Origin of the sequence: Exiguobacterium oxidotolerans JCM 12280, assembly GCF_000702625.1 — a bacterium.
Classification (GTDB): domain Bacteria; phylum Bacillota; class Bacilli; order Exiguobacteriales; family Exiguobacteriaceae; genus Exiguobacterium_A; species Exiguobacterium_A oxidotolerans.
In genome coordinates, this window is record NZ_JNIS01000001.1 from 3026369 (window position 1) to 3048219 (window position 21851).

At 45.2% G+C, this 21851-nt stretch carries 21 protein-coding genes and 1 pseudogene; 9 read left to right on the forward strand and 13 right to left on the reverse strand.

Features of this window, described 5'->3' with window-relative positions:
• Window positions 1–75 precede the first annotated feature (75 nt).
• Window positions 76–1164: a flavin monoamine oxidase family protein gene (locus P403_RS0115595; protein ID WP_029333618.1), complete on the forward strand. Its 1089-nt coding sequence runs from the start codon at window positions 76–78 to the stop codon at window positions 1162–1164.
• Between the two features lie 53 nt (window positions 1165–1217).
• Here P403_RS0115595 and P403_RS0115600 read toward each other — a convergent pair whose 3' ends face one another.
• Both P403_RS0115600 and P403_RS0115605 read right to left on the reverse strand, forming a co-directional pair.
• Window positions 1218–2462, reverse strand: coding sequence for an MFS transporter (locus P403_RS0115600; protein WP_029333619.1), 1245 nt, complete (start codon window positions 2460–2462; stop codon window positions 1218–1220).
• 82 nt (window positions 2463–2544) lie between these two features.
• A complete protein-coding gene (locus P403_RS0115605; RefSeq protein ID WP_029333620.1) occupies window positions 2545–3174 on the reverse strand; it encodes an ArsR/SmtB family transcription factor in 630 nt (209 codons plus the stop codon).
• Between the two features lie 223 nt (window positions 3175–3397).
• Here P403_RS0115605 and P403_RS0115610 point away from each other — a divergent pair, with 223 nt between their 5' ends.
• Window positions 3398–4600 (forward strand): cation:proton antiporter, encoded by a 1203-nt coding sequence (locus tag P403_RS0115610; RefSeq protein WP_029333621.1) that lies wholly within the window; start codon window positions 3398–3400, stop codon window positions 4598–4600.
• 195 nt (window positions 4601–4795) lie between these two features.
• Here the strand turns inward: P403_RS0115610 and P403_RS16340 are convergent, their stop codons facing one another.
• Complete coding sequence (locus tag P403_RS16340; RefSeq protein ID WP_051667442.1) at window positions 4796–5242, reverse strand: hypothetical protein; 447 nt, start codon at window positions 5240–5242, stop codon at window positions 4796–4798.
• A gap of 13 nt (window positions 5243–5255) precedes the next feature.
• The gene (locus P403_RS0115625) at window positions 5256–5966 is read right to left on the reverse strand and encodes a GntR family transcriptional regulator (protein WP_029333623.1); all 711 of its coding nucleotides are present in this window, start codon (window positions 5964–5966) and stop codon (window positions 5256–5258) included.
• A gap of 166 nt (window positions 5967–6132) precedes the next feature.
• Here P403_RS0115625 and P403_RS0115630 point away from each other — a divergent pair, with 166 nt between their 5' ends.
• The 3 genes from P403_RS0115630 to P403_RS0115640 all read left to right on the forward strand — a co-directional run bounded on the left by P403_RS0115630 (window position 6133) and on the right by P403_RS0115640 (window position 10318).
• Window positions 6133–8031, forward strand: a complete 1899-nt coding sequence (locus P403_RS0115630) for a beta-glucoside-specific PTS transporter subunit IIABC (protein WP_029333624.1) — start codon at window positions 6133–6135, stop codon at window positions 8029–8031.
• A 15-nt stretch (window positions 8032–8046) separates the two neighbouring features.
• Complete coding sequence (gene bglA / locus P403_RS0115635) at window positions 8047–9507, forward strand: 6-phospho-beta-glucosidase BglA (RefSeq protein WP_029333625.1); 1461 nt, start codon at window positions 8047–8049, stop codon at window positions 9505–9507.
• A gap of 139 nt (window positions 9508–9646) precedes the next feature.
• The gene (locus tag P403_RS0115640) at window positions 9647–10318 is read left to right on the forward strand and encodes a 5'-methylthioadenosine/S-adenosylhomocysteine nucleosidase family protein (protein ID WP_029333626.1); all 672 of its coding nucleotides are present in this window, start codon (window positions 9647–9649) and stop codon (window positions 10316–10318) included.
• Between the two features lie 138 nt (window positions 10319–10456).
• Here P403_RS0115640 and P403_RS0115645 read toward each other — a convergent pair whose 3' ends face one another.
• From P403_RS0115645 to P403_RS0115660, 4 genes and pseudogenes are all read right to left on the reverse strand, one after another.
• Window positions 10457–10645 (reverse strand): hypothetical protein, encoded by a 189-nt coding sequence (locus P403_RS0115645; RefSeq protein ID WP_029333627.1) that lies wholly within the window; start codon window positions 10643–10645, stop codon window positions 10457–10459.
• 29 nt (window positions 10646–10674) lie between these two features.
• Entirely contained in the window at window positions 10675–10878 is a 204-nt protein-coding gene (locus tag P403_RS0115650) for a hypothetical protein (RefSeq protein WP_029333628.1), read from the reverse strand.
• A gap of 54 nt (window positions 10879–10932) precedes the next feature.
• A pseudogene (locus P403_RS16195) lies at window positions 10933–11427 on the reverse strand (DUF2812 domain-containing protein); the annotation flags it as partial.
• 43 nt (window positions 11428–11470) lie between these two features.
• The gene (locus P403_RS0115660) at window positions 11471–11785 is read right to left on the reverse strand and encodes a PadR family transcriptional regulator (RefSeq protein WP_029333629.1); all 315 of its coding nucleotides are present in this window, start codon (window positions 11783–11785) and stop codon (window positions 11471–11473) included.
• Between the two features lie 183 nt (window positions 11786–11968).
• On the opposite strand from P403_RS0115660, the gene P403_RS0115665 reads away from it, so the two are divergent.
• On the forward strand, window positions 11969–12151 hold the full coding sequence (locus tag P403_RS0115665) for a hypothetical protein (RefSeq protein ID WP_029333630.1): 183 nt from the start codon (window positions 11969–11971) through the stop codon (window positions 12149–12151).
• A 415-nt stretch (window positions 12152–12566) separates the two neighbouring features.
• Here the strand turns inward: P403_RS0115665 and P403_RS0115670 are convergent, their stop codons facing one another.
• The 4 genes from P403_RS0115670 to P403_RS0115685 all read right to left on the reverse strand — a co-directional run bounded on the left by P403_RS0115670 (window position 12567) and on the right by P403_RS0115685 (window position 17720).
• Window positions 12567–14444, reverse strand: a complete 1878-nt coding sequence (locus P403_RS0115670) for a diguanylate cyclase domain-containing protein (protein WP_051667446.1) — start codon at window positions 14442–14444, stop codon at window positions 12567–12569.
• A gap of 169 nt (window positions 14445–14613) precedes the next feature.
• Window positions 14614–16872, reverse strand: coding sequence for a putative bifunctional diguanylate cyclase/phosphodiesterase (locus tag P403_RS0115675; RefSeq protein ID WP_051667448.1), 2259 nt, complete (start codon window positions 16870–16872; stop codon window positions 14614–14616).
• Between the two features lie 286 nt (window positions 16873–17158).
• Window positions 17159–17335 (reverse strand): hypothetical protein, encoded by a 177-nt coding sequence (locus tag P403_RS16620; RefSeq protein WP_159173648.1) that lies wholly within the window; start codon window positions 17333–17335, stop codon window positions 17159–17161.
• Window positions 17328–17720: a hypothetical protein gene (locus tag P403_RS0115685; protein WP_029333633.1), complete on the reverse strand. Its 393-nt coding sequence runs from the start codon at window positions 17718–17720 to the stop codon at window positions 17328–17330. Before P403_RS0115685 ends, P403_RS16620 begins: the two co-directional genes overlap by 8 nt.
• Window positions 17721–17837: 117 nt before the next feature.
• Here P403_RS0115685 and P403_RS0115690 point away from each other — a divergent pair, with 117 nt between their 5' ends.
• From P403_RS0115690 to P403_RS0115700, 3 genes are all read left to right on the forward strand, one after another.
• Window positions 17838–18137, forward strand: a complete 300-nt coding sequence (locus tag P403_RS0115690; RefSeq protein WP_051667450.1) for a putative quinol monooxygenase — start codon at window positions 17838–17840, stop codon at window positions 18135–18137.
• An 89-nt stretch (window positions 18138–18226) separates the two neighbouring features.
• Window positions 18227–18694 carry a hypothetical protein gene (locus tag P403_RS0115695; protein WP_029333635.1) on the forward strand — a complete coding sequence of 156 codons (468 nt, stop codon included), beginning with the start codon at window positions 18227–18229 and terminating at the stop codon, window positions 18692–18694.
• A gap of 22 nt (window positions 18695–18716) precedes the next feature.
• Window positions 18717–19178 carry a hypothetical protein gene (locus tag P403_RS0115700; RefSeq protein WP_029333636.1) on the forward strand — a complete coding sequence of 154 codons (462 nt, stop codon included), beginning with the start codon at window positions 18717–18719 and terminating at the stop codon, window positions 19176–19178.
• 988 nt (window positions 19179–20166) lie between these two features.
• Here the strand turns inward: P403_RS0115700 and P403_RS0115705 are convergent.
• The gene (locus P403_RS0115705; RefSeq protein ID WP_200872401.1) at window positions 20167–21600 is read right to left on the reverse strand and encodes an ABC transporter permease; all 1434 of its coding nucleotides are present in this window, start codon (window positions 21598–21600) and stop codon (window positions 20167–20169) included.
• Window positions 21601–21851: the final 251 nt, after the last annotated feature.

The following is a 21851-nucleotide window of genomic DNA, read 5'->3' on the forward strand; positions in this document are numbered from 1 at the left end:
GTCGGAACAAGGTACACTTGCTACAGCACATGAGGACAAGAGCAATTGATCTGTCCGTAGCAAAGGAGAATCAAGATGACACAATCCATCGCAATCATCGGAGCAGGCGTCAGCGGGCTCTATACAGCATCACTTTTACAACAGAAGGGACAAGCGGTCACCGTCTATGAAGCACGGGACCGGATTGGCGGGCGTATTGTAAGCATGGCGGCTACGCACGGAGACGAGACAGACCGCTTTGACCTCGGACCGACATGGTACTGGCCGGATACGGAAACGGTCATCACGGATCTTGTCGCCGAACTCGGTCTGACGGCATTTGAACAACACACGACGGGCGCGATGGTACTCGAACGGCAAGTAGGAGCAATCGAACATCATCTGCTGGCACCGGACAGTATCGTCCCGTCGAAGCGGTTAGCGGGAGGAATGGAAGCACTCGTGACAGCCATTGCGGCCAAACTTCCGGCGGCATCACTGCGCTTACAGACACGCGTCACGAAACTTGAGCGGACGGAACAACAAGTAATCGTTACGTCAATCAAAGACGGGCGAACGACTTCAGAAACGTATGACAGTGTCGTGATTGCCCTTCCACCCCGACTTGTCGAGCGAGTCGTAATCGAACCGCCGTTTTCCGAGACGACTCGGGAAAAACTGCAAACGACCCCGACCTGGATGGCCGGACAAGCAAAAGCACTTGTCGTCTATGACACGCCGTTTTGGCGCGAAGCGGGGCAGTCCGGTTTCGGGATGAGCTGGGTCGGCGCCCTGCAGGAGATTCATGATGCGTCACCGCAGAGCGGACCGGGTGCCTTGTTCGGTTTCCTACGGTTGACGGCAGAAGAACGTCAGTCACTCGGACCGGAAGTGGTCAAAGCCCGTATCCTCGAGCAACTTATCACGATGTACGGTGAAGCAGCCCGGCATCCGCGGGAAGTGCTGTATTATGACTGGGCACAAGACCCCGATACGGCGACGCCTGCAGATGCCCGCCCGTTAACAGAATTTCCGCAGTATCGGCCAATCGCAGTTGACGCAAACTGGCAAGGACGACTTTATCTTGCCGGGACGGAAACGGATATTGCGTTTGGCGGCCATATCGAAGGGGCGCTCCGGTCGGCGAAGCGGGTCGTCGCCGAATGGACGATGCGGCATGGGTGATTGGTGACACGCACAATATTTATCATGAACGTCCTCGATGACCGGGGGCGTTTTTAACTGATTTTAAAAGTCGAAGCAGTCATTTGTTCCACCTGTGGTAACTTTCGGAGATCGGGATGGAAGAACCAAACACATGCAATCAACGAAATACCGAGTCCAGCAAACATGAAAATGAAGTGGGGTTCGACAAAGGTCGCTATATACCCACCTAGTAATGAACCGATCGGCATCGCGGCAATTCCTAAGCTATACGCGACTGAATTTACGCGCCCAAGTATTTGGTTCGGGATGATGGTTTGCGTGACACCGGCAAACAAAACATTTACGGCACCGATTGGAATCCAGGCGATACCGAATAAAATCGGTGTAGCCAGTGGACTTGAGAGCCACCCGGCAAATACCCAGCAGATGGATCCGACTAAAAAGCAAACGCTTGTGGCGATGCCGACGCGCAGTTTTCCGAGGGTCGAACCGAGGAGTGCACCGAGCAACGAACCCGCTGACATAGCGGCTAACAGAATACCGTATGTTTGTACACCGCCGATTTGATCCGCGAAGACAGGAAGGACGGCAACCGTCATCCCAATCGCAAAATTTGCGACAGACGAACCAATCAGAAAGACCCAAAGTAATGACGTGAAGACGACAGCGAAGCCGTCTTTTAAATCATCGATATAGTCGATGAAGGTAAGTTTTAAGGAGTGTTGCGTTTTTGGTGTTGGCGTTTTTACAAAATCCATGTTGAGGAATGAGAAAAACATCGCGGCGAGTGCGAATGTCACTGAATCGACGAAAAACATCGTGATGGCACCAAAGAAGGCAATTGCTAATCCTGCCAATGAATTGAAGACAAGATCAACGCCTTGATAAGCAAATGCAAAAAGTGAATTTCCTTGCAGCAGTTCTTTTTCTTTTAGAAACAAGGGGAGGGCTTTAGTTTGCGTCGGATAGGCAAATTCTTCGACACAGGCGAGGAGTGGCATGACGGATAAAATTAAAGCAATACTTAAAAAATCGAGCAGGTAAGCAAGTGGAATGAGCAAAATCAAAAACGACTGCACAGTTTGGGTGACGATTAACGTCGTTTTGATTCTCCAGCGGTCGACCAGCGGACCCGCAAGAAATTGCAGGGCTTTTGGTGATAAGATCAGAAACCCGGCGAGCCCTGTATAAAATGCACTCTGTCCAATGTCATGGACAAGCCACATCGCGGCGATGTAATAAAGACTGTCTCCGATATTCGTCACGAGTCGGCCGGCCAATAAAAACATGAAATTACGGTTTTTCAAAAGTTCAATCATGGTAAAACCTCCAGATTATTTATTATTTTGACCGGTCAATTTAATTTGACAATGAAAGATAAAGAAAAAGGCTATACGTTCAAGCCTTGTTTTCGTCATCCTCATGTTCAATCGTTTCCATGATGAGTTCATCCACTTCAAACGCCATCGTAGAAAAGAAATAAAGTTTTTGAGCGGTTTCTTCACTCGGTTTTTTTGAGAGGTGTCTAAGCTCCTCCATCAATTCAAAATATTTTTTCATCCAATCGTTAAACTGTTCCTCCGTTGCAGAGATTTGCCACATTGAACCGACGTGATTCCAGTCAGCAGGCGATTCACTGGCTCGTTGAGGGGTGAATGCATGCTCGGGCGCAGATAAAATAACTTGTTTTGTTTTTTCAGCCATCTGAAAAAGCAGTTGCCGATTGGATTCATTGACGTCTTCCATATGTGGCAAGAGCTCAAGTGATGGGGTGAACCCCCGTGCCACCGATTGATAAAACTTTTGGATGATTCCGCCTTTTTCTTCCGTTTTGACTAACGTGATCAAGTGATTCTTTTCGAGCTCCTTTAAATGATAGTGAACTTTAGGACGCGATAAGTTAAGTTTTTCAGACAACATTTGACCCGTGAGTGGTTTTTCGATCAACCGCATCATGATTTCAGCTCGGATCGGGACACTCAGCGCCTTTAATTGGCTTAAAGTGGTTAGTGTTAAAATGGATTTCATGAAAAGACTCCTTTTTATTTGACCGGTCTAATTTATTTGACAATAGAATAACATAAATTTACTTTTAACAGTTACTATTTTTTGCAAGGCATGACATTCTCTTGGATGAGGTATTGCCTGACAGATTGGAAAATCGAATGCAGGATGTGTTTTAACTAATTATTGAAAAGGTATAAGGGCACATAGAATATTTTAGTGAGACAGGTAAGGAAAGGGTGACTGTATGACGTATCAAATTTTGATTCTACTACTTATCGGCTACGTAATTTACACAATCGATTTAAAACAAAAAATGATTCCTGTTCCGATGGTGCTCGTTGTGATTGGACTGGGCCTTTCATTTATCCCGTACTTTTCTTCGCTCCATTTATCGAAGGAAATCGTATTTGAAGTGTTTTTACCAGCGCTCCTGTTTACGGCAGCGTATCAGTTTCCAATTAAACAGTTGAAAAATAATTGGGGTATCATTACGGCGTTCAGCACGATCGGGTTGATTGTGACGGCCTTATTGCTTGGTGTTTCAATTTACTGGATCTCGAATCTGTTCATTTCACTTTCGCTGACGGCTTCGCTGCTCCTTGCCGCCATCTTGATTCCGACCGATCCGGTCTCGGTAACGTCCATCATCAAAAAAAGTACAGGGGACGAACAAGTTGCCGATATCGTGGAAGGAGAATCGATGGTCAATGACGGGACGAGTATCGTTTTGTTTACGATATTATTATCGATGTTTCAAACGGGGGAACGTTTTAATTTCACGACCTTCATCGAACAATTTATGCTTGTTTCGTTTGGCGGAATTCTGATCGGTTTACTGCTCGGATGGATTTTAAGTAAAATCATTCACTTGACGAAGCAAAAAGAATATCAAGTGATGTTGAGTATCGTCATGTCGTACGGTGGATTTTATCTTGCAGAAGCGCTAGGTGTCTCAGGTGTTCTCACCACCGTCATTTTGGGGATTTTCTTGTCTTACGAAATTGAGAAAGCGGATGAGGAGAAGGGGATTAAAGCATCATTGGATGGATTTTGGAACATCATCAAACCAACATTTTTATCGATTTTGTTCTTACTCATTGGGATTCAAGCAGCTGGATACTTAGTTTTTTCACAATGGGGACTGGCGTTGATCATTTTTGGTCTCACCTTGTTGGCACGGTTCATCATGGTCGGTGGCTTCATTTATGCCGTACCGCCCTGGAAAGGTGAATTTCGCGACGACTTTTCGACGATCTCAATCATTACGGCAGCGGGGATTAAAGGTTCGATGTCTGTCGCGTTGTTACTGTGGCTCGAAAAAACGGTGTCAGCGCAATATGATGTGTTGATTTCCTTATCGTTTGCTGTAATCGTCCTGTCGTTGATTGTCCAGAGTATCGGCATTTATCCGCTGACGATTTTTTTAAGTAAACGGCATAAACGATGATTAAATAGAAAATCAAAAAGCAGACACTGTCCAAAAAGTACTTGGATCATGTCTGCTTTTTTGCGTTTACAGATACAACCCGTTCGCCTGAACATTGCAAGTGTTCATAAAGACAAGAAAAACGGATGGTCTCAAGCTGTTACAAATCGGAAATCATCAAATCTGCAATCATGTAGTTTTCTCTAACATGACCAGTCATTCAGCCGAATACAACAACCGATCCGTCTTGACATCATAAATCCGGTAAGAAATCTCAAATTCATGATCTTTTGTCGTTGTCACGTGACAGGTATACGGGACATCCGGTCCGTACGCACCGAGGTCTGCCCGATCCAAGAAACTGAAAGAGTCGCCTGTTTCATCGTAATAAAGATCAATCGTCCGCGGGCTAGATTGATCATCGTATTCCACCGTACACATTCCTTTAATTGTCGCATAGTCATGAGAAACGACATACTTGAGACTCGGAGCCGTATACCAAATTAGTCCCACACCGAATAAACACAGTAAAACGAGTCGGAAAAACAGGGAAAATTCGATACCGGTATCCTCACGAAACCAGAAATATAACAGTACACTTAGCACCACACAGACGATACCGCCCGCAAGTAAAGCATAATAAAAAATTACTTCTTCATTCATGTTCCGATTCCCTTCATAAATACAAGCCGTTCGCCTGAACGACGAATTGCGAGTGCTCGTAATGATAGGTGATGACGGAATAATCGAACGGACGACCGTTCGTCAAGTGGAAGATCGTCTCGACCGTCAATGCCGGATCACCGGCTTCAAGTTCCAAATGTTCCGCAATCGTCTCCGGCAATTTACCGACGTGCATGTACATGTCGGAAAAGCCGATGTTCAGTCCGAGTGCCGTCTCGAGGTACTCGAAGATCGATTGTTCGACGATTTCCCGGTTCAAGTAAGGCACGATTGCTTGCCGGTAATAGGATTCCTCAAGGCACATGATGTTGCCGTCGATATAGCGGATCCGTTTCACGAAATAAACCATGTCGCCTGGTGCAGTACCGAGATTTTCAGCAATCGCTTCCGGACACGCAATCAACTCAAACGACAAGACGTTCGACTGGATGTCGTGCGCGACCAGATTTTGTTTAAACCCTTGCGTCGAAAACAGTTCGATGTAGCCTTTTCGGTTCGTCTTCCGGACGAAAATCCCGCTGCCGCGGACTTGAAAGATGATCCCTTTACGCTCCAGCAATTCGAGCGCTTTTGTCATCGTCGTTTTACTGACCTCAAATTGGCGGATCAGTTGATCGAGGACCGGTAATTTATCGCCTTGCTGTAACGTGTGCTGTTCGATGTAGGCTTCGATTTCTGTCGCCGTCTGTTGATATTTCAGCATGGTTCACCCTCATTTACGTAAAAAATTGTTATATCACAACTATATCATAATGAAAGGTCAATACTTGCGAACACGTTTTATTAAATTAAATATGTATTGATTAATTGTACATGTACAATTACAATGAAAGTGCATGAAAGGGTTATCATAAAAAGGAGGTTCTTACATGAGTAAAGTGCGGGATTATGAAAAACTTGCCCGGTCGATCTTAGATGCGGTCGGAGGGGAAGACAATATCATCAGTGCAGCGCGGTGCGCGACGCGGTTACGACTCGTCTTGAAGCGGTCGGACACGGCGGCAAAGGAGCAAGTGGCAGCACTGCCGGGCGTCATCACGGTCGTCGAATCCGGAGGGCAGTTCCAGGTCGTCATCGGACAGCATGTCGGTGAGGTTTATGAAGCGTTCTCGAAACTGGTCCAGCTCGATGATGCACCTGAAGACACACAAGCGAACAAAGGTACAATCTTGAACCGGATCATCGCGACAATGTCAGCCGTCTTCGCCCCATTCGTCTATATCCTGGCAGCAGCGGGAATTCTGCAAGGTGCACTCATCCTGATTTCTTTACTGTTTAAGGACTTCGCTTCAACGGGAACCAATGAAGTGTTCAGCTTTATCTCTTGGGCACCGTTTACGTTTTTACCGATTTTCATCGCCATCACGGCAGCGAATCATTTTAAAGTCAATCCCTTCATCGCCGTCGCCTGTAGCGCGGCACTCGTCAGTCCATCGTGGGCTGATATGGCAGCGCGTGTTGTCGCCGGCGAGTCGATTTCTTTCATCGGCATCGCGTTATCCGGAACGACCTACACGTCATCGGTCTTACCACCGTTGTTTCTCGTCTGGATTTTATCGTATCTCGAACGGTTCCTGAACCGGACGATCAATGATGTCATCAAACCGCTGTTCGTCCCGTTCTTCAGTATGATCATCATGGTCCCATTGACGATTTTGCTGATTGGTCCGATTACGACACTCGGAGCAGAAGGAATTGCCAACGGGTATAACTACCTCGCCGACCACGTGCCGGCACTCGCCGGACTTTTGATTGGTGGTTTTTGGCAAGTCATCGTCATCTTCGGCGTTCACTGGGGCGTCACGCCGATGGTCCTTGCGAACTTCGAACAGTATGGACGCGACTCGTTCCAAGCCTATCAGACGATCGCCGTCATCGCTCAGGTCGGTGCTGTCCTAGGCGTCATCTTAAAAACACGCAACCAGGAAACAAAAAAAGTCGGGGTCTCGGCCGGTCTGACGGGGATTTTCGGAATCACGGAACCGGCGATTTACGGGGTGACGTTACGTTTTAAGAAACCGTTCATCTACGGTTGTATCTCGGGCGCGGTCGGAGCCGTCGTCGCCAGTTTCTTTAAACCGTATTATTTTGCCTACGCCGGTCTACCGGGACCATTAACACTCGTCAACGGCATCAGTTCCGATTACCCGTCGTCGATCATCGGTCTTTTGATTGGTGCCGCAATCGCCCTCGTCTTACCGGTCGTCTTGATCCAAGTGCTCGGGTTTGGTGAAGATACGGTGGCGACGGCAACTCCAACAGGACAAGCAGCACCGGTTGTCCATGAACAAGAAGTCAGTGTGACACTGACGAACGAAGAAACGATTGTATCGCCGTTGTCAGGTCAAGTCGTCCGCCTGACGGACGTCCCGGACGAAGTGTTTGCCTCCGGTGCGATGGGTGACGGTTTTGCAGTCGTACCGTCCACGCCGCATGTCGATGCGCCGTTTAACGGAACGGTCGTCATGGTCGCGCCGACGAAACATGCGATCGGACTCCGGTCGACGAGTGGAGTCGAAATCTTAATCCATGTCGGACTGGATACCGTCAATTTGGGCGGAACACCGTTTAACGTCCTCGTTGCTGAAGGCGACACCGTTGAAGTCGGACAACGATTGCTTGAGTTTGACGTGACGATGATTGAAGCACGTGGACTCAAAACGATTACACCGGTCATCGTCACCAATGCGTCTGCTTATGCCAAACTGATCATCGAACAGACTGAAACGATTGCGGCGAACGAACCAATCGTGACCGTCGTTAAATAAAAGGAGGAAATCAAGATGAAAACATTACCACACGACTTTTTATGGGGCGGCGCACTGGCTGCCCATCAATTTGAAGGTGGCTGGAACGCCGGCGGCAAAGGACCGAGTGTCGTCGATGTCATGACAGCAGGCGCGCATGGCGTCGCCCGCCGAATTACCGATACGATTGAAGAGGGGACGTTTTACCCGAACCATGAGGCGATCGATTTTTATCACCGCTATCAAGAAGACATTGCGCTATTCGCCGAGATGGGATTGAAGTGTCTCCGGACATCGATCGGTTGGAGCCGGATTTTCCCGAACGGGGACGAAACGGAACCGAACGAAGCGGGACTGCAGTTTTATGATGATGTCTTTGACGAATTGATTAAGCACGGCATCGAGCCGATCATCACGTTATCGCACTTTGAAATGCCGCTCCACCTCGCGCGCGAATACGGCGGGTTCCGTAACCGGAAAGTCGCCGACTTCTTCGAACGGTTTGCCGAAGTCTGCTTCACACGCTACAAAGATAAAGTCACGTACTGGATGACGTTCAATGAAATCAACAACAAGATGGATGTTGAGAATCCGTTGTTCCTTTGGACGAACTCCGGTGTCAAAGTCGAACCGGGCGAAAACGCGATGGAAGTCATGTACCAGACTGGTCACCATGAGTTGATCGCCAGTGCCCTCGCTGTCGCGAAAGGGAAAGCGATCAATCCCGACTTCCAGATCGGAGCGATGATTTCCCACGTCCCGATCTATCCGTACTCATCGCATCCGGAAGACGTCATGCTGGCGGAAAAATCGATGCGCCAACGTTACTTCTTCCCGGACGTCCAAGCCCGCGGCTATTATCCGAACTACGCCTTAAAAGAGTTCGAACGCGAAGGCTATCAGATTCCAATCCTCGCCGGCGATGACGAGATTCTGAAAAACGGAACAGTCGATTACATCGGCTTCAGCTATTACATGTCGACGACCGTCAAGCACGATGCGACGGTCAACAATACGGGTAACATCGTCAACGGCGGTCTCGCGAACGGCGTCGAGAATCCGTACATCCAGTCGAGTGACTGGGGCTGGGCGATTGATCCGGTCGGACTCCGTTACGTGCTGAACCGGTTATATGACCGCTACCAGCTCCCGCTCTTCATCGTCGAAAACGGCTTTGGGGCCGTCGATACGATTGAGGACGGCAAGATCCACGATGAAGCCCGGATTGATTATCTGAAGACGCACATCGAAGCGTTGACGGAAGCAGTCACGGAGGACGGCGTCGAACTGATGGGCTACACACCGTGGGGCATCATCGACATCGTCTCGTTCACGACGGGTGAGATGAAGAAACGCTACGGAATGATTTATGTCGACCGCGATAATGAAAGCAACGGCTCGATGGAACGGATGAAAAAAGATTCGTTCGACTGGTATAAACAGGTCATTGCGACGAATGGACAGGAGTTGTCGTACGACAAAGCGACACAACAGTAAACCGATAAGCCTCCACCTATACCGGGTGGAGGTTGTTTGTTGTCTGTCAAATCACGCTTGCTTGAAATATGAAAACAAGCGATGATGAGAATGTATATATTATCCAAAAGTGACGAGGGACGTTTAAGGGGATGAATGAATGATTGGTGTCAGTATTGCGACGATATGGGAGTTCGAAGCGACGCTCGCGTATTTCGATGTAGATGAGTCAGAATGTATTTCCTACCCATACGGCGAATATTTTTTCCGGACGATTGCCGGAAAACGTGTGTTGTTTTACAGTACCGGTGTCCGGAAAGTAAACGGGGTCGGGGCCAATCAGTACATGATGGCGCAGTTCCCGCTTACGAAAATCATCGTTGCCGGGACCTGTGCCGGCATCGACGAGTCGTTTGCCGTACTCGACATCATCGTGCCAAACCGGGCGGTCCAATATGATTGTACGGTGAAAGAAGTCGAGCCGTTGATCAAGCCGTCCTTCATCGTTGAAATCGACGTTGCGGCTTACCAGACAGATTGTCACACCGGAACGATCGGTACGGCAGACCGGGCCGTCGTGATGTGGCGTGATTATCTGGAACTGAAAGACAATGCCATCACGGTCGCCGATACAGAAGCCGGCGCAATCGCCTATATCTGCCAGAAAAACGGAATTGAATGTATCATCATTAAAGGCATCTCCGATTTTCCGACGGACGAGACAGGCATTGATCCGGTCCAGTCGAACGAAGAACAAATCAACGTCTACATAGCGAATACGCCAAAAGTGATGCACAAAATATTCAGTGACTATCTGACACGATTCATTTAGAACATCAGGAGGGGCAACGCATGAAAACATTAGTGGTTGGTTGTCTGCTGACCGTCAACGCTAAAAGCTTAATGACAAAAAAGACGCAGTCTCGGATGAAATCCCGTAACTGCGTCTTACGTATGCGTGCATCGGCTGCTAATTTTGTTCAGACTCTTGTTTTTCTGACTGAGCCGCTTTGAAGTTCCGATAAATCGTATAACCGACAGTGACAGGAAGAATGGCAATTCCATAACCAAGCGGCAAGTCTAAAAAATAATACCAGAAAATCGTAAAAACGATCATGATTAGAAGTAGGCGGATACTTGATATGTGGTATGTACTCACTTAAAACGTTCCTTTCTTTCAAAGTATTGTTATGTTTTTAGAAAGGCGTTTGGTTGATCGACATAAAGTTGGACCAGTCCGCAACTCGGACAAACGGCAGCTTTCGCTTCGGCAGATGCCTTACTGAAAAAACGACCCGGTTTTTTAATCTTTAAGCCATACATCGCACCTTTGACGTGGACTTCACAGTCTTCGACCAGTTGGGTGTCGCATTGGGTACAGATTCGGTTCATGGAACGATTCCTCCTCTCCCGGTGTGAATCTTTTTTTGTAGAAGTTCCGACTCGTTAATGGGTCATATGTTTCAAAATTTCAATTCTTGATTTGAGTCGTAATGACATGGCGCCGAATAACACTACTATCGTAGCGTTTAAAATTAAAATCGTGAACAGGATGCCGTTCATGAAGACCGACTCATCTGCGACACTTCCTAATGAGTTAACGGCGAGTCCGACGAATATAAAGAGATATAGAAAAACGAGAAAACTGAAAAGAGTCAAACGCTTTTTTAAATATGTAAGCATGGAGGGTGAATCCGTGAATAATGAAAACAGGGGAGCATTCGGTTGTTGTTCTTTCCGATAGTACGCCCAGACTTTGTTCGTATGGACAATTTCGACTCCGTTATCTTCTAAAAATGAAAAGTAGTCCGCTAAATCGTGATGTGAAGCAACAAACTCATTCCGATACACATAGTTCGTATTCGTTCCTTTTGTAAAGGTGTAAACGAAAGGAGAAAACTTAACTAAGTCCCAACCTTGTTGACTCATCGAATTGACCCATGTTTCCTCTTTTGATCGTCAATAAAAAACCTAATTTTTTTCATCAGTATCCCTCCTCTAAAAGTTGGCTTGCATGGTGTAAGACTTCTTCGAGACGTTGTTTTTCCTGGAGACAAACATGACGCCCTTCCTCTGTTAAGGAGTAGATTTTTTGACGTCCGGTCGTTTCTTCGACTTTAATCCAGCGTTTTTCAATCAAATTTTTTAAAACGCCATACATCGTCCCCGGTCCAATCGTGACGCGTCCATTCGTTAATTGCTCGATTTGCTGCATCATCGCATAACCATGCTTCGGTGTCGTTAAGCATAATAAAATATAGTAGGTGCTTTCTGTAAGTACTAATGTATCGCGGCTCAATGTATCGCCTCCCGATATATAATGTATCGAAGTCCGATATAGTTGTCAATAGAATTGGATGATTTTTGTAAAATTAAAAGCAAATAATGGTATATTTTAAAAAGGTTTACTAGAAGGACATGAATTTTTCTTGAATTATGCGGAAAGATCCTAAATTAATTGAGTTAAATAGGAGCTGAAAAAATGAAGTTTATTTTATTAGGAATGGGTATTATTTTATTCGGAATGACGATTGTGATCGCGTATAGCTCATCTGGATTAGCGGATTCATCTGGAACAACATTTGGGTTAGTCGTTTCCTCGGTGGGGGTATTAATCAGTATTCTTGGTGTTGTCGTTGACGGCAAAAGTGAAGGGGAGAAGTAAGTAAAAGGCAAGGACAGAAAATCGTCCTTGCCTCAGCGTGTAAACAAACGCTTATGAAGCGTAAACATGCGATATTGTGACGCAATTCGTTCGCTTTTCGCGGTTCTAAGCGATTCAAGACGGATTGTGCTCTAAACCTTCTGCATGACCGGATTTCTGTCACATAGTTACCTAAAAAGCGTCACGTTTCGTTGACTCCTACGGGAAAAAGTGCGTTTTTAACGCACGTTCAGAGGCAGGCAAGACCCTGCTCGTTGTCCGTGAGGATCAAGGAGCAACGGCTTGCGCCTCGCCCGAGGAAAGCAACGAAAGAAGACGCTTGATCTTTCAATAGCACGTTGTATAGAGCAAAAGGCAAGGACAGAAAATCGTCCTTGCCTTTTGCTCTATTTAAGGGAAATTCGTACAAAAACGATTACATCGACGTTGTCGAATCGAAGAACGCATAATGTCCTTGTCTAATCGTTTTTGCTTGATACATGGCGGAATCAGCAAATTTAATCAACTCGTCACCCGTCCGTGCCTGATCGGGATAGGAAGCGATACCGATACTCGGGGGACAATGGATCAATTGGTTCGCCAGCGCGTAAGGTTCACTTAATGTGGAGAAGACCTGTTTCGTCAGCTGTTCTACCTCATCGGACGACCAATTGACTAACAATAACGTGAATTCATCACCACCTAGCCGAGCGATAATCGTGAAGCGCTCTTTAAAGGCTTGAAGGCGCATGGCGACAGATACGAGGAGTTGATCACCGATGTCATGTCCGAACGTATCATTGACGTCTTTAAAATCATTCAGGTCCATGAACAAGAGTGAGGCGCATCTCGTCGAGGGTGCGCGTAACGTTTGCTCTAGCATTTCTTCGAAGGACGAGCGGTTGGCTAGTCCGGTTAACGCATCATGATACGCGAGATAATGGATCCGTTTTTCCTTCTCCTTGATTTCCGTCATGTCTTTCCCGATTCCGAACACACCGACTAGTTGTTTTTGGACGATGATCGGTACATTCGTAATGTGCATGAACGATCTTGTTCCGGAACGGCTTTCGATTTCGACCTCATAATGTCGTGCTGTGCCGGTAAAAACTTGTTTGACTTCGCGTGACACGAAGGGACGGTCGGACGGTGCGACGAATGCAAGGCTACTTTTTTGTAACAATTCCTCTTGGCTGTAACCGAGAAGCTGTGTGCAAGAGGCATTGACACTGTCGAATTGGCCATGAAGATTCGTCGAATAGACCGGATCGGGATGATTTTCGAATAAACATTTGTAGCGTTCTTCACTTTGTTCAAGTTGTTGCGACTTGATGTAATATTTTTTGAACAGCCGTTGGTTCTCGAAAATGACCGTGATTTGCCGGATGAAGACAAGGATGATCGAGATGCCGGACCCGATTGTGATGATATCGATTCCTTCCGAGTGAAGTCCCATAAAAATAAATAAAATCAAGGCACCGCCATAAGGCGTCACGATTTGAAAAATCGTCAATCGTTTGACCGATTCCAGTGACTGCTCTTCTGTCGAATTTGAACGGACTGTCAGTCGGCCAGCTATACCAATCAGTAGACCGGCAAGGATGAATAAGGGATCGATATAGCTTCCGGACGTGTAATCATTGAATGAGATTAAGTACAAGTACACCGAATCAGCAACAGTTTGAATGAATAAAGCAAAAAACAAAATGAGTAAGTAAGATGTATTCGACTGTTTTGATGTACTGAATAAAATGAAGACGATGGCAATCAAGATGCCTAAATCACCGATCGGATAAGCTAAGGAAACAATCAGTGAGAGCAACGAAACCGTATCGGACTTCAAGATGGGTGTAAGGATGAAATGCCAGGATAATGTCGTCGCGACGACCATGACGATTAGAGTATCAAAGACAAACGGAATCCGTTCTTGATTTTTTATTTGTGTCACGATCTTATATAAAAGTGCTACAAGAATCGTGAAGACTTGAATTAAGTAGAAAATATCAGAAACTCCGGGATAGCTGACACCCGTTTGTCGGATGCTTTCAAAATAAAACCAATAGATTTCAGCAATCAAGTAACTGCTATTCGCAGCTAACAGGATCCCCCAAAATATTTTCTCGTTTTTTGCGACCTGTCGGACAGCCATAAACGTCCAACAGACAGTAACCGCCATACCTAACAAAGAAAAGAGGTTACCCCCGAATTGCTGGATATAGGCTTCTTCTCTCCAGTAATAAATCCAGCTGTAGTAGCTCAATGTAAATACAAAGAGAAACAACAACGAATAGGATGGTAACTTACGATTAACCATAGACCAAACTCCTTCATGAATGAATCAGACATTAAACTACAAGTATAAAGAGAATGGTAAACAATGTCTTCTAAAAAAAACAGAATAATACAAAAAAATGAAGCGGATGGATAAAAAAATGAAAGCAGTCCGTGCATGAACTACTTTCATGTAAAATAATGCACGCCATTTAGAAGACGAATTCATTTTTTTGATAAAGAGCATCCAGCAACTCCGTGAAGTGTTGTGCATTGATTGGTTTAGAGAAGAGATACCCTTGTCCGATGGAGCAGCCATACTCTTTTAATATCGTCGACTGACTGGGTGATTCGATGCCTTCGGCGACGACATTCAGTTGCAGATTCAAACCGAGTTCGACGATGGTTTTGACCATTGGCGATCGACTGCTTCGACTTAACCGGTCGATGAAGGATTTATCAATTTTTATCGTATCGATGGGTAATTGTTCAAGGACACTTAAGGAAGAATAGCCTGTCCCAAAATCGTCAATCGAACATTTGACACCGATTTTCTTTAATTTTTTTAAGATGGAGACGCTCTCCGTAATATTTTGGACGATACTTTCCGTAATCTCGAGTTCGAGATGGTTCGGCTGCAAGTCGGTTTCCAGTAAAATTGACGACACGACTTCACAAAAATGACGATTTTGAAATTGAAGAGCCGATACGTTGACAGAAAGTAACAGGGGAGGATAACCACTCGCTTGCCACTGTTTACTTTGCGTACAAGCGGTCCGTAAAACCCACTCGCCAATCTCATTGATCAAACCCGTCTCTTCAGCAATCGGGATGAATTCAACAGGGGAGATCATACCGAGTTGTGGATGTTCCCACCTCAGTAACGCTTCCATCCCGACAATCGTCTTCGTTTGTAAATGTACTTTCGGTTGATAGTGGACGGACAATTGATTCAGTTCGATTGCTTTTTGTAATTGAACTTCGAGTTCCATTTTTCGAAGGACATCCGATTCTAGACGTTCACTGTAGATGATGAAATCGTTTTTGCCTGATGTTTTCGAATGATGGAGGGCCGTACTTGCATTTTTGAGTAAGTCTTCTGCATTTTCTCCATGCTGAGGGTAAATACTGATACCAATATTTGTTTTTACAGAAAATTCATGATCAGACATGATGAATGGGACGTGTAATTCCTGGATGATTGTACTCGTAAAATCTTGATAAGCGACCGCACAATCATTTTCTACCAAGATGACGAATTCATCGCCACCGATCCGGAACACCGGCAAACTGCCATTATGGGTCAGACTAAGCCTTGAAGCGACTTCTTTTAGGACATCGTCACCAATTCGATGACCGAGCGCGTCATTGATCATTTTAAAGCGATTTAAATTGACTAGGATTAGGGCGAAGTGGGTCATCGATTCAGTTGTCAAATAGCGGTCAACGGTATTGATGAAATTCAGACGATTCCCGAGTTGTGTCAGAGGGTCGTAATAGGCTAAATGTTGGAGTTCCGTAAAGAGCTTCTTATTTTTAACCATGACGAAGGATTGACGGGTGATGATCATCACGAAAATTAAAAACCAACCAAAACTTAACGAATTGATTCGCCAGTCGTAACTTTCAATCATCAGGATTGTCAAAACAATGATGCTTAAGTAGGGAAATAAAAATTCGCGCTGAAGGAGGGGAAGCTTTTTCTTCGGTTCATGCGACGAAATCCCTTTGCTATAGCGATAGCCCGTAAAGCCAATCAAGAGTAAGGCAGTTGTCCAAATATAGTCGACGAACCCGCCAGCCGTATACGTCTGTTGTGTAGAAAAATAAGAGAACAAGGAATCACCGACTAGTTGGAGTAATAATCCCATGACTAAGAAAAATAAGCTTCTGTTCTCTTTTTCAAAATGAAGCAAATAATACAGGGTGATGACTAAAAAAAGCAGTGCCAGGTCAATCACTAAAAAGATGACAGTATAGGTAATCGATAACGTAGTCGAAAACTTTAAGGCAATCAGCGGTGACAGCAAATAATGATAACTGATTGAAATGGAAGCAATCATATAGATGACTGTATTAAAAAAATACGATTTGTTCGAAAAGTCAACGACGTTCGTGCGGATTTTATAAATCAAGGCACTCAAGTAACAAATGTATGAGAAGACCCAGATAAAATTAGACAGAAGAGGGGTGTTGATCTCTTGATTGATCAAAGTTAAGTAAAACCAAATGGCTGTCCCGAATGTCGAGAAAAATACACCCAGTGATAAAAGGAGCCAAAATGCTTTTAATCGAGTCGCTTTTTGTTGATAAACTTGCCACAGCCAGTAGAAACTGATGATGCCAATGCTGAATTGTACACCGTTCGACAGCAGTATCCGGGTGCTAGCTGTCGAGATGAATGTGTTGCTTATCAGATAGATAGCAGACACGACGATCGTCAATAGCACAAGAATGTTTTTGAAGACCATGGTTGATTGTCCTCCTCTATGCGAGTTGTCTAAAGATAGTTTTTCCCTATATCTTTTTATCGGCAGAATGCTCTAAAAAATCGAGAGGTGGACATGATTTAAACTAGAAAACCTAGCAAAATCACTACAACCGGCAGTCATTTCGGACGAAAATCAAAAAAAGAGATGACATGGTGTCATCTCAGCTCGTAGCAAAACTTTTATGAAGATAAAAGATTTTGTTTGGGAATGCAAATCTACCCCCGTCTCGTCTACGAAGTGGAACAGCATATAGGAAAAAAGTATCCTACTTTTCACGTAACACGTGTCGGAGTTCGCTGACGCCAAGGGTCAGCATATAAAGCGAAAGTGGTATGAAGAATACTAAAAACGATAGTGTCGTTATGACATCCAATAAAAATAAACTGATCAGGATAATGGTCAAAATGGTCGTCAAGCTGACGAGCGAACTGCGGTTAGACATCGTTCTCCTCCTTTGAGTGGTTATTCTTCCGCAAACGGGCATACCGGATGATGGCCGGTACCGCGATCGAAATCGAAAAAGCGCTAACGAGCAACAAATCGGTCTGCCCGAAAAATAAATAATCGATGCCGATCAACAAAAATAATAAAATCTGGATGATCCGAAAACGGAGTTGCGTACTCCGGTGAATGATGTCCTGTTCTTTTGATGGACTGGCGTGGTGCGTATTCTGACTCAGTAATTCAAAATAAAAATAACTGAGGACGCCGAGTTGGACGACCGAAAAGAAGGTAGCGCCTGTCTGTTCGAAGAAGATACCAAACAGAGTCATTCCGAACAAAAGTAAGTAGAGTGATAATACGATTCGTTTCGTACGTGTCGTCAAAGTAAGTCCTCCTGGAAGTGAGTCGATGTTACCCTGTTCTACGGCACGGCAAGGAAAATGTTTCAAGCTATGAATGGATACCGGTCAAAAACTAAGTAACAATAAGGAGGAATCAGGATGAGTTACGGGATTTTTGGGAAATTTACGACGGCGGCGGGACAACAAGAAAAATTGGTGGAGCTGTTACTTGAAGCAGCAGCCTCGCTTGAAGACGAGCCGTCATGTCTCCATTATATTGTCAGCGTATCAGAAGAAGCGGACACGGTCATTGTCCACGAAATTTGGACGAATCAAGCGTCGCACAAGGCGTCACTCGAGCTTCAGGCGACGCGGCGCCTGATTGAGCAGGCACGCCCGCTCATCACGGGAATAGAGCGTTTGTTGACATTCGATCCGCAAGGCGGAAAAGGGTTATAAAGGGTAATTTTTGATGTTTCGGTCAAAAGTTTGTAAAAAATTAGAACTTTTTTTGCCGATTGACGTAGAGTATACATGAGGTGAAGACAATGGAAAAACGACGAAGAATTCAACGCATCCGGGAAGAAAAAGAACGGATTGCGTTCATTCGCATTATTTTTGCTGTACTGTTCGGACTGGGTGTCTTTTCATTCATTCAGTATGATACGGCGACATGGCCGAAAATCCTGGTCGGAGTCAGCTTTCTCGCACACGGATGCCTGCACTGGATTGAAGCGAAACGGGTCGGAGCATTATCAAACAGCCAACCGGCGCGCAACCTGATCCGACTCCGCTACGCGGTTGATTTTGCGTTAATCGGTCTGATTGCATTTTTCTTCCCGTTATTAATCGGGTTAGAATTGCCGCTTGTACCAAGTTTTATCGGTTACTTTATCGGCCTGCTGCTTTTTTATCTGATTGATGTGTACCTGGAGCGGAAGGTGCAGACTCTTGATCCGCTGCAACCGACAAAAAAAGAATTACGCAGTAAAATACCTGAACTGAAAGCCAGATGACTTTAAGTAGGGGATGAACAAAATGGAAAAACAAACGAAAATTCTAATCATGCAGCAGGAAAAGAAGCGAAATTTTTTGAAACGATTGGTATTGGTAGTAGTCGTCGCACTTTGTTTGTATGGCTTGGTTCAAACGGGAGCTGACGAATGGATTGTCCCACTGCTCGTCATCCTCGTCCTCATCCATGGACTGTTACTGTTCGGAAAGGCAAGGCGGATCAGTGCCCTATCAAGTATCAAAGCAACACGGCGGCTGATTCGTTTACGTTACACGGTTGAATTCTGTCTCGTTCCCATTCTTCTGCCGATTGCTCTTCTGGCACGGTTTCCTGATTACTTGAGTACACCCGTTTCGATCGTTCTTCTGCTGGCTCTGCTGTTGATTGCCTTTTTGAAGCAATACCTGGAACTGCGCATCATGCGGACCGATCCGAGTCACCCGACGGACGACGATCTACGCAAGAAACCACGGATGGCAAACTAAAACAGTACTCCCACTCGCGCACCAAGCAACGGGTAGAAGTACTGTTTTTTAGTTGAGTTCGATTTTAACGGTAGTCGGTTTTGCAAACGCGTCACTTGACGCGAAGAGAACGTATAGGTCTTTATCACGATGAACATGATAGACAAGATCTACTGTTGAGGCAAGTGGCGCAAAATATCGATAGACATCTTTCCAAGCATCTTGATTATGGTTTATCAAAATCATAAAAGGGTGTTATCGGACCATTAAAATCCATAAATATCTGAAAAATGAGGCGATTGTTTAATCTATCCATTAACTACAAGTACTCATCTTTATACTTGAAGAAATCGCCGTCTCATATCAAATGCCTGAAATATGGATTGAACTACCTCCACCTACGCTACGCTAAGAGGTGGAGGATTCCTGAGTTATCCGACCTATCGGTCGAAACGTTATCAGGCTAACCCCGTCGTCCCGACGGTTGAACGTTAATCTTGTCCGTTTCTTTTGTGCGGATGCCTACTCTGCTTGGTTTTCGCTACTTCGGTCATCTGCAAGGTGAACGTTGAAGATTTTACGTGACAGACGAACTTCCTGTCACAACCCTATATCTTCAGTTTTCAAAGAACATGACATTTTAATTCTTCCTGCTTTTGCTTGTTGTTAAACCAAAAAAATGTAGGGCAATTGATGTGTCGTAAGACACACCTTGCCCGAAGGCGATTCATCTCCCACCTACGCTAGGCTTCGCCCCAAGACGCTTAGAGGTGGGAGTATTCTCGCCTGATTTTTGATAAAGTCTTTAGATGGTGAATTGACCGAAAGGAATTTGAACACTACCCAACGGAGGTTCATATCGTTACGCAGACATGGACTTCTTTTGAGTATTTTCTATATCTTAATCTTATTGCATCTTAATCTTATTGCTTAGAAAAATAATAGAGAGTCTGAAATGCTTTAGAAATACACTGCCTCCCATTTCAATGTGATTGGGAGGGCATCGTATTTAACTACCTTCTAATTCAATTTTGACTGTTGTTGGTTTTGGGAAAGCTTCATCTGCCGCATATAGAACGAATACTTTTTGATCAATAGGTACCTGATATACTAAATCGACAAGAGACTTATACGGAGAAATATACTGATAGCCATATTTCAAAGCTTTTTCATTATGATTGACATAATCAACGCTGGAATATTCTTTACCATCCAGGGAAGTTAGTGTAAACGTTCCAGGTCGATAGTTTGAATAGGCACCTTCACTTCGAGTATCAGAGTTGTGCATGAAAACAAGAATCGTGATATACCGATAACCGGATTTTTCCTTTAGGTCTAATTTCTTTGGTGTCGGAATAAGTGGTTTAGCGTAAAACAGTTCGTATTTTGCTTTCGGATCGCCCGGGTACGTTTGGATGACACCTCTCTTCATAAGTTTTTTGAGCGCTGTCTCCTGATTGACTGTATTCGAGTCATTCGATGATTTTTTTTCAGAAGATAAATCCTTTAATTTTTGTCCATTAGTTTGCTGTTTTAACGGAGCACTTTGTTGTGGAGCCGTCGATGATTCAGTCGAGGCAAATAGAAATAAGCTCGCGACGCCGACACATAATGAGGTGGCAATCGATCCGAGTGCCCACTTGAAACGACGTTCTGTCGCTTGTGTGTTTTCGACGATACTGCCGAGTGCTGCATTAGGAGTGATCCGGACGGCGCGTTGTGCAGGGAGCAAGGCGCCTAAAACACCTGTGATCACCGGAATGAAGAGCATGATGCTGAGAAAGCCAAGCTCTTGTACTGGAAATTGACCATAAACAAATCCAATCATCCCAAGCGCAGTTAGAAGACCGATCACACCAGCACAAAGTCCTGTGATCATACCCTCGCTTAATACGAGCAAGCGGACTTGTCCGTCGCGCCAGCCGGTTGCTTTGAGTACAGCAAGCTGACTCTTTCGTTCATTGACGTTCTGCCACATAATTTCCGTTGTCGTCAGAATGGCGATTAATAATGAGACCCCCATTGCGACATAGTGCATTGTTCCGACTTCAAGCGCGACATATTCTCCAAGCCAAGTCGCATAAAGCACCCCTTTCAAGCGGAAGGTGATGAAGAGGAAAAAGATGAACAGACTCGTCGGTAAAGCAATCGCAACAACGGATAACAATGTCCGTTGCCAGTAGGTGACGTTTTGGTTGATGCTCATGCCCAAAACACTCCGTGCCCGGACGAAACGGCGTCCTTTTGATACTTCGCCAGAGCGCATGCTTTCATACGGTTTGATGCGACGGATTAACGACATCGGCACGAGCGTTCCACCCCAATAAATGAGTAACCCAGCTAAGCCGATCAAGAGAATTCGACTCATCGCAATCGGATTGTCCGTCGTGATCCAGAAGGAACCGAGGATCGTCCACGAAATCAGTGCTACGAGCGTACCCAACATCGTCGCCTCAAGGAATAGCAGTTTCGAGATACGTCTCTATTTTGACTCTTTCTGATGTGGTAAGATGAACATAGCTCATAACGAATCCTCCGTTGAATGTGGTGTGGTAGCTTTATTCTACACGAGGTCGTTATGGGTTTTTTGTGTTTTCAGTTAGGTGTTGCACTTAATATTACAATTCGTCAAAAATAAAAAAATAAAAATAGCATTAATAAATCTACAGAATGGGCTATCCTAAATTTATGAGG

Excerpts from the sequence above, each read along its gene's own strand:
- P403_RS0115595 (WP_029333618.1), top strand. The coding sequence starts at position 76 with ATGACACAATCCATCGCAATCATCGGAGCAGGCGTCAGCGGGCTCTAT.
- P403_RS0115605 (WP_029333620.1), bottom strand. The coding sequence starts at position 3,174 with ATGAAATCCATTTTAACACTAACCACTTTAAGCCAATTAAAGGCGCTG.
- P403_RS0115610 (WP_029333621.1), top strand. The coding sequence starts at position 3,398 with ATGACGTATCAAATTTTGATTCTACTACTTATCGGCTACGTAATTTAC.
- P403_RS16340 (WP_051667442.1), bottom strand. The coding sequence starts at position 5,242 with ATGAATGAAGAAGTAATTTTTTATTATGCTTTACTTGCGGGCGGTATC.
- P403_RS0115625 (WP_029333623.1), bottom strand. The coding sequence starts at position 5,966 with ATGCTGAAATATCAACAGACGGCGACAGAAATCGAAGCCTACATCGAA.
- P403_RS0115630 (WP_029333624.1), top strand. The coding sequence starts at position 6,133 with ATGAGTAAAGTGCGGGATTATGAAAAACTTGCCCGGTCGATCTTAGAT.
- bglA (WP_029333625.1), top strand. The coding sequence starts at position 8,047 with ATGAAAACATTACCACACGACTTTTTATGGGGCGGCGCACTGGCTGCC.
- P403_RS0115640 (WP_029333626.1), top strand. The coding sequence starts at position 9,647 with ATGATTGGTGTCAGTATTGCGACGATATGGGAGTTCGAAGCGACGCTC.
- P403_RS0115650 (WP_029333628.1), bottom strand. The coding sequence starts at position 10,878 with ATGAACCGAATCTGTACCCAATGCGACACCCAACTGGTCGAAGACTGT.
- P403_RS0115665 (WP_029333630.1), top strand. The coding sequence starts at position 11,969 with ATGAAGTTTATTTTATTAGGAATGGGTATTATTTTATTCGGAATGACG.
- P403_RS0115670 (WP_051667446.1), bottom strand. The coding sequence starts at position 14,444 with ATGGTTAATCGTAAGTTACCATCCTATTCGTTGTTGTTTCTCTTTGTA.
- P403_RS0115675 (WP_051667448.1), bottom strand. The coding sequence starts at position 16,872 with ATGGTCTTCAAAAACATTCTTGTGCTATTGACGATCGTCGTGTCTGCT.
- P403_RS16620 (WP_159173648.1), bottom strand. The coding sequence starts at position 17,335 with ATGTCTAACCGCAGTTCGCTCGTCAGCTTGACGACCATTTTGACCATT.
- P403_RS0115690 (WP_051667450.1), top strand. The coding sequence starts at position 17,838 with ATGAGTTACGGGATTTTTGGGAAATTTACGACGGCGGCGGGACAACAA.
- P403_RS0115695 (WP_029333635.1), top strand. The coding sequence starts at position 18,227 with ATGGAAAAACGACGAAGAATTCAACGCATCCGGGAAGAAAAAGAACGG.
- P403_RS0115700 (WP_029333636.1), top strand. The coding sequence starts at position 18,717 with ATGGAAAAACAAACGAAAATTCTAATCATGCAGCAGGAAAAGAAGCGA.